This window comes from Nitrosomonas sp. (genome assembly GCF_019752095.1).
Classification (GTDB): domain Bacteria; phylum Pseudomonadota; class Gammaproteobacteria; order Burkholderiales; family Nitrosomonadaceae; genus Nitrosomonas.
Genome location: NZ_JAIEMO010000025.1, coordinates 129,664 through 136,421, shown reverse-complemented (window position 1 = coordinate 136,421; position 6,758 = coordinate 129,664). Strand labels below are relative to the sequence as shown.

General features: G+C 41.2%; 7 protein-coding genes. All 7 read left to right on the top strand.

Annotation, left to right across the window (positions count from 1 at the left end):
* Positions 1 to 382: 382 nt before the first annotated feature.
* Complete coding sequence (gene iscR / locus K2Q13_RS08420; protein WP_292920621.1) at positions 383 to 853, top strand: Fe-S cluster assembly transcriptional regulator IscR; 471 nt, start codon at positions 383 to 385, stop codon at positions 851 to 853.
* Between the two features lie 149 nt (positions 854 to 1,002).
* Positions 1,003 to 1,344 carry an iron-sulfur cluster assembly accessory protein gene (locus K2Q13_RS08415; RefSeq protein ID WP_292920620.1) on the top strand — a complete coding sequence of 114 codons (342 nt, stop codon included), beginning with the start codon at positions 1,003 to 1,005 and terminating at the stop codon, positions 1,342 to 1,344.
* 125 nt (positions 1,345 to 1,469) lie between these two features.
* Complete coding sequence (gene sufB, locus K2Q13_RS08410; RefSeq protein ID WP_292920619.1) at positions 1,470 to 2,906, top strand: Fe-S cluster assembly protein SufB; 1,437 nt, start codon at positions 1,470 to 1,472, stop codon at positions 2,904 to 2,906.
* Positions 2,903 to 3,697: a Fe-S cluster assembly ATPase SufC gene (sufC, locus tag K2Q13_RS08405; protein WP_292920618.1), complete on the top strand. Its 795-nt coding sequence runs from the start codon at positions 2,903 to 2,905 to the stop codon at positions 3,695 to 3,697. The genes sufB and sufC overlap by 4 nt, the downstream gene beginning before the upstream one ends.
* A complete protein-coding gene (gene sufD / locus K2Q13_RS08400) occupies positions 3,694 to 5,001 on the top strand; it encodes a Fe-S cluster assembly protein SufD (RefSeq protein ID WP_292920617.1) in 1,308 nt (435 codons plus the stop codon). The genes sufC and sufD overlap by 4 nt, the downstream gene beginning before the upstream one ends.
* Complete coding sequence (locus tag K2Q13_RS08395) at positions 4,998 to 6,257, top strand: cysteine desulfurase (RefSeq protein ID WP_292920616.1); 1,260 nt, start codon at positions 4,998 to 5,000, stop codon at positions 6,255 to 6,257. The genes sufD and K2Q13_RS08395 overlap by 4 nt, the downstream gene beginning before the upstream one ends.
* A complete protein-coding gene (sufU, locus tag K2Q13_RS08390) occupies positions 6,257 to 6,745 on the top strand; it encodes a Fe-S cluster assembly sulfur transfer protein SufU (RefSeq protein ID WP_292920615.1) in 489 nt (162 codons plus the stop codon). The genes K2Q13_RS08395 and sufU overlap by 1 nt, the downstream gene beginning before the upstream one ends.
* Positions 6,746 to 6,758: the final 13 nt, after the last annotated feature.

The window sequence follows — 6,758 nt, the reverse complement described above, 5'->3', positions numbered from 1 at the left end:
CTATCAATGAGACTCAGGATTATGCAACAAAATGGCTCTGGACTTATAATCATGAACGGCCTAATACAGCCTATCGGAGGAATAACACCAAAACAAAAACTTGCTCAATTAGCTCACTACATCTACTTTTAAATTCGGTTAATAATGGGGTGATGTTCTGCTGTATTCTCCTTATTTAAGTTATGTTGAAAGATTCAAGGTGATATTTTATATCTATTTATTAGATGGTTATCTGGTTTTAACATGGTTGGATAATTATCTTATTTATAGTTGACTAAATTAATTGGGTATTATATAGTTGACTAAATCAATCGGGTATTATATAGTTGATTAAATTAATCAGGTATTATTTTTTGCAAACACTCAATTTAAAGGATCAATCATGAGATTAACTACAAAAGGAAGATTTGCGGTAACCGCGCTACTCGATCTTGCTTTGCAGCAAAGTAACCATCCAATAACACTTGCAGACATCAGTCAAAGACAAAAGATTTCTTTATCTTACTTGGAGCAGTTATTCGCAAAGCTGCGCCAATCTGAATTAGTAGATAGTGTTCGTGGTCCAGGAGGTGGTTATTGTCTTTCAAAAGATTTAGATAAGGTATCAATCGCCGACATTATTCTTGCGGTTGATGAGCCTATCGATGCAACGCAATGTGGTGGTAAAGAAAATTGCCATAACGATGGTAAGTGCATGACACATGATTTGTGGGCAAAATTGAATGAGCTTATTTTTGAATATCTTGGAGCTGTTACACTTAAGGAGTTAGTTGATAATCAGATGACTCAGCAGACTGAGGCGATCGTGCCGCTGCTTGATATGCGGCGTGAAGCAACTGCTGCATACAACTGAGCATTGGGTTTTAAGAATATTTTCAATTCTTAAAAGTTTAACAATTGCTTTATCGATAAATTGCTATAGAACAATATTATTAGGTCTGTGTCTAATCAACTTAACATAAGTTTCTACTTATACGAAGAGATAATATATTGGACCGAGTTATGCTAATTACATTAACTAAAAATGCTGCGAAACATATCCAGCAACAAATTGCTAAGCGCGGTAAAGGGCTTGCACTCCGAGTAGGGATTAAAAAATCGGGCTGTTCAGGATTCTCTTATACGTTTGACTATGCTGATGAGATTAAGCCCGACGATCAGTTATTTGAGTCACATAAAACGAAAATAGTGGTGGATAGATACAGCCTGCCTTACTTGGATGGTTCTCAAATTGATTTTGTCAAGGAAGGACTCAATAGTTCTTTCCAGTTTATCAATCCGAATATTGATAGCACATGTGGCTGTGGTGATAGTTTCAGTATAAAAGAATCTGCTCAGATTTAGCTAGCAGCAATCTCGATTATAGCGTTGTTTCAGGTTTGCCTATAAGCAGGTCAATGTGATGCAATTTAGGATTGTAAGATATCTGTTTCAAAATATATAAATACTAAAATAAAGGAAGATACCAAATGAGTGCAGTATTGCAAAGTCTGGTTAATCAACCGTATAAACACGGCTTCGTTACTGAAATTGAGTCTGATATCGCGCCCAAAGGACTCAATGAAGATACTATTCGATTAATTTCAGCTAAAAAGAATGAACCTGAGTGGCTTTTGTCATTTCGTCTAAAAGCTTATCAGAAATGGTTGACGATGACGGAGCCTGAGTGGCAAAACGTTCATTATCCGAAAATTGATTTTCAAGCAATCAGCTATTATTCCGCGCCGAAGCCTAAGAAAAAATTGGCTAGCATGGATGAGGTTGATCCCGAATTATTACGCACATTTGAGAAGCTTGGTGTGCCGATGCACGAACGCGCAGCGTTGGCGGGTGTCGCTGTCGATGTTATCTTTGACAGTGTTTCAGTAGCCACTACCTATAAACAGAAGCTTGCTGATGTGGGCATTATTTTTTGTTCCATTTCTGAGGCTGTGCATACCCATCCTGAACTTATTCAGAAATATCTTGGAACGGTTGTTCCTGTCGGTGATAATTACTTTGCAGCTTTGAATTCTGCTGTATTCACTGACGGTTCTTTCTGCTTTATTCCTAAAGGCGTTAAATGCCCAATGGATCTATCCACTTATTTCCGCATTAACACAGAAGGATCCGGACAGTTTGAGCGCACACTAATTATTGCTGAGGAAGATGCTGCTGTTTCTTATCTTGAGGGTTGTACAGCACCTAGATTTGATACTAATCAGTTGCATGCTGCAGTAGTTGAGCTGGTTGCATTAGATAATGCAGATATCAAGTATTCAACAGTACAAAACTGGTATGCCGGTGACGAAAATGGTATTGGTGGTATCTACAACTTTGTTACTAAGCGAGGCCTGGCAAAAGGCAGAAATTCCAGAATTTCATGGACACAAGTAGAAACTGGTTCTGCAATCACGTGGAAATATCCGTCGTGCATATTGCGGGGTGATAATTCTGTTGGTGAATTTTATTCAGTGGCAGTAACCAATAATTACCAACAAGCTGATACTGGCACGAAAATGATCCATCTCGGGAAGAATACGCGCAGCACTATAGTGAGTAAAGGTATCTCGGCTGGCCACTCTAATAGTAGCTATCGTGGTCTGGTACGCATCGCTCCAACCGCAGAAGGTGCGCGAAATTACTCGCAATGCGACTCCATGCTCATTGGAGATCAATGTGGAGCGCATACTTTTCCTTACATTCAAGTTCATAATAACAGTGCGATCGTTGAACATGAGGCTTCTACTTCTAAAATTGGTGAAGATCAGCTTTTTTATTTTTCACAACGCGGCATTAATGCGGAAGAAGCAGTTTCTATGATTATTAATGGTTTTTGTAAAGATGTATTTCAACAATTGCCGATGGAGTTTGCTGTTGAAGCTACTAAGCTTCTCAGTTTTAAATTAGAAGGAAGTGTCGGATGATTGTTAATAATAGTAAAACTCTCCTTTCAGTTGAGGGGCTACGCGCCAGTATTAATGGTACAGAAATTCTTAAAGGTATTGACCTCACGGTGAAAAGTGGAGAGATTCATGCGATTATGGGGTTGAATGGATCTGGAAAAAGTACTTTGGCAAAAGTGCTGGCAGGACACTCCGCATATGAAATTACAGGAGGGACTATCCGGTTTGAAGACAAAGATTTATTGGGGCTGGCGCCTGAGGAGCGTGCACGCTCCGGTTTGTTCTTAGCCTTTCAATACCCTATCGAAATTCCGGGTGTGGCAAACACGCAATTTCTTCGTCTTGCCTATAACACAATCCAAGCTCAGCGAGGCAAAGAAGAGCTGGATCCTCTCGAATTCGATGATTTCGTCCGCGAAAAAATGAAATTATTAGATATGAATCCCGATTTTCTGGATCGTAGTGTCAATGAGGGATTTTCAGGTGGCGAGAAAAAACGTAACGAAATTTTGCAAATGGCCTTGCTAGAGCCGAAATTGAGCATCTTGGATGAAATGGATTCCGGGCTCGATATCGATGCGCTTAAGACTGTAGCCAATGGCGTTAATCAAATTACCAATAAAGACAATGCCACAATTCTAGTGACACACTATCAACGTTTGCTGGATTATGTTGTGCCGGATTTTGTGCATATCATGCAGTCGGGTAGCATAGTTATGACAGGTGGCAAGGAATTAGCGCTTGAACTGGAGACGCGCGGTTATGATTGGGTTACTGCAAATAAACAATCAATTGCCGGAGCAATCGCATGAGCGAAACAGTTGCTACTGATTATCTTGATTGCTTGCTAAAATCTTGGTCGACGAAATCAAACCAGCCATTATCTTGGTTAAATCAATTACGCGCTAGCGCAATTGATTATGTCAGCACTCAGAGATTACCTACTAAACGCGATGAAGAATGGCGTTTCACTGATATCTCAGCGCTTGCTCGTTTATCGTTTCAATCTGCACAATCGAACACTGATCTGCAAGCGCAAGATATTAAACACTTGCATCTAAAAGAAGCAAAAAATTCTTTGGTGTTTGTAGACGGTCACTATTCTGCAGAATTGTCGACCATTATTGATTCTGCAACACTCAAAATTGGCAATTTATCAGAATTTTTATTGACACATGCAGCAATTCTTGAATCTCACTTTGGCCAATACGCAAAATTTGATAATAGCGTATTCGCGGCGCTCAATACGGCATTCCTTCGTGATTGTGCATTGATCATTGTGCCAAAGAATATCGTCATCGCAGAGCCCGTTCACTTATTGTTCATTGCGACACAATCAGAAGTGACCAGCTGTCCACGCTGCTTGATAATTGGAGAGCCCGGAAGTAACGTAACATTTGTTGAAGATTATGTCTCTCTGCGAGAGGCTGCCTACGTTACAAATTCGGTAACAGAAATTAGTTTGTCTGCTAATGCACATGCCAGACACATTAGAATTCAACGTGAAAGCACACAGGCTTATCATTTGGCAAATTGCGCGGTTTCACTGGCTCATGGGAGTAACTATCAATCGGTCAGCATTTCATTGGGGGCACAAATTTCCCGCTACAATCTGGATATCCAGTTAATCGACGAAGCTGCAGAATGCACTATTGATGGACTTGCGCTGATTTCAGATAACCAATTAGCCGATACGCATACCTGCATTGATCACATAAAGCCAAATGGAACCAGTCGTCAGCAGCACAAATGCATTGTCAATGATAAGGCGCATGCCGTATTTAATGGAAAAATTATTGTACGGCCTCACGCACAGCAAACAAATTCATCACAATCAAGCCGTAACTTGTTACTTAGTAAAGCCGCACAAGTAGACACAAAGCCACAGTTAGAAATTTTTGCCGATGATGTTAAATGTGCACATGGCGCAACAGTTGGGCAGCTTGATCAAGAAGAAATTTTTTATCTGGAAAGCCGTGGCTTATCGGAAGCAGCCGCACGCGGTTTGTTAACTTACGCCTTTGGCGCAGAAATAATCAATCGTATTCCCGTAAGCTCCCTCAGGCAGCAACTGGAACAAACTGTGCTTAATCAGACACAGGATAATAAATTATGAATTCAGTCAATGTTTCTCTGAAATCAGAAATTACTTCTGATGTCGATTGGGGAAGAATTCGCGCTGATTTTCCTATTCTCGATCTGAAAATTGATGGAAAACCGCTTGTCTACCTTGACAATGCTGCATCCAGTCAAATGCCGCAATTTGTCATTGATCGTTTAATACGTTATCAGACTAAACAACACGCAAATATCAATCGTGCCGTACATTATCTCTCTGAAGTTGCTACACAGGAATATCACGATGCGCGATGCAAATTGCAACAATTCATCAATGCACGCGAGGACAGGGAAGTCATTTTTACCAGTGGCACCACCGATTCCATTAACTTGGTCATGCAAGGATATGGGCGCAAATTTATCAAAGCGAACGATGAAATTATTCTTACAACCTTGGAGCACCACTCTAATATCGTTCCGTGGCAAATGCTGGCTAATGAAAAGGGCGCAAAAATTCGTGTCGTTCCAATTAATGACAAAGGCGAATTGGAAGTTGACGAATATGAAAAATTATTTAATGAGCGTACTAAGTTTGTCGGTTTGATCCATGTTTCGAATGCACTCGGCACAATCAATCCAATTAAAAGAATGATTGATTTCGCTCATCGATACGATGTGCCGGTATTGATTGATGGCGCGCAGGGTGCTCCGCACATGTCTATTGATGTTCAGGCGCTTGATTGCGATTTTTATGCATTCTCGGCGCATAAATTATGCGGCCCAACTGGTGTAGGCATGCTCTATGGCAAAGCTGCTCTCCTAGAATCCATGCAGCCCTACAAAGGTGGCGGGGACATGATTGCATCGGTAACTTTTGAAGAAACGATCTATAACACCATTCCTCACAAATTTGAGGCGGGTACTCCACCTATTGCCGCTGCCATTGGTTTTGGCGCTGCCATTAATTATTTAACAGCTATTGGTCTCGAGAATATTGCTGCATATGAATCCACATTGCTTGATTATGCAACAGATTGTCTTGTCCAAATCCCTGGTGTTAAGATTATTGGCACGGCGAAAGAAAAAACTGCCGTCATTTCTTTCACCATCGATGGAATCCATCCCCATGATATTGGAACCATCTTAAATCAGGATGGCATTGCCGTTCGCACCGGGCATCACTGCGCACAGCCTGTCATGCAGCGATTTAACGTGCCGGCTACTTCTCGGGCCTCATTTGCTTTCTATAATAACAAAACAGAGGTCGATACCTTGGTTGCCGGAATTAAAACTGTTCAAAAGGTTTTTTTATAATGCATACCAATTCTCTGTATCAGGAGGTCATACTCGACCATAACAGAAAGCCACGCAATTATGGCAAGCTGGATCAGGCCAGTCATCATGCGGTTGGTCACAATCCATTGTGTGGTGATCGCTTGGATATTACGTTGCAACTTGAAAATGAGCAGATTTGTGATATTGCCTTCCAAGGAGAGTCCTGCGCCATCTGCAAGGCTTCCGCATCAATGATGACAGCAGCAGTCAAAGGAAAGTCTCGTACAAATGCGGAAACACTGATTCACGAATTTCGCGAATTGACCACCGGAAAATTGGATACCGGTCATCCGCACCATCTTGGACGATTAACGGTTTTCTCTGGCATTCGCGACTTACCGACGCGGGTTAAATGCGCAATTTTACCATGGCACACTCTGCATGCCGCGCTCAACTCTATTGCTAGCATTTCGACTGAAGCTAATAATGAATCCACGCAAGCGGTATCGAATCATCCTTTTGGTTGATAGTGTCGCGCAA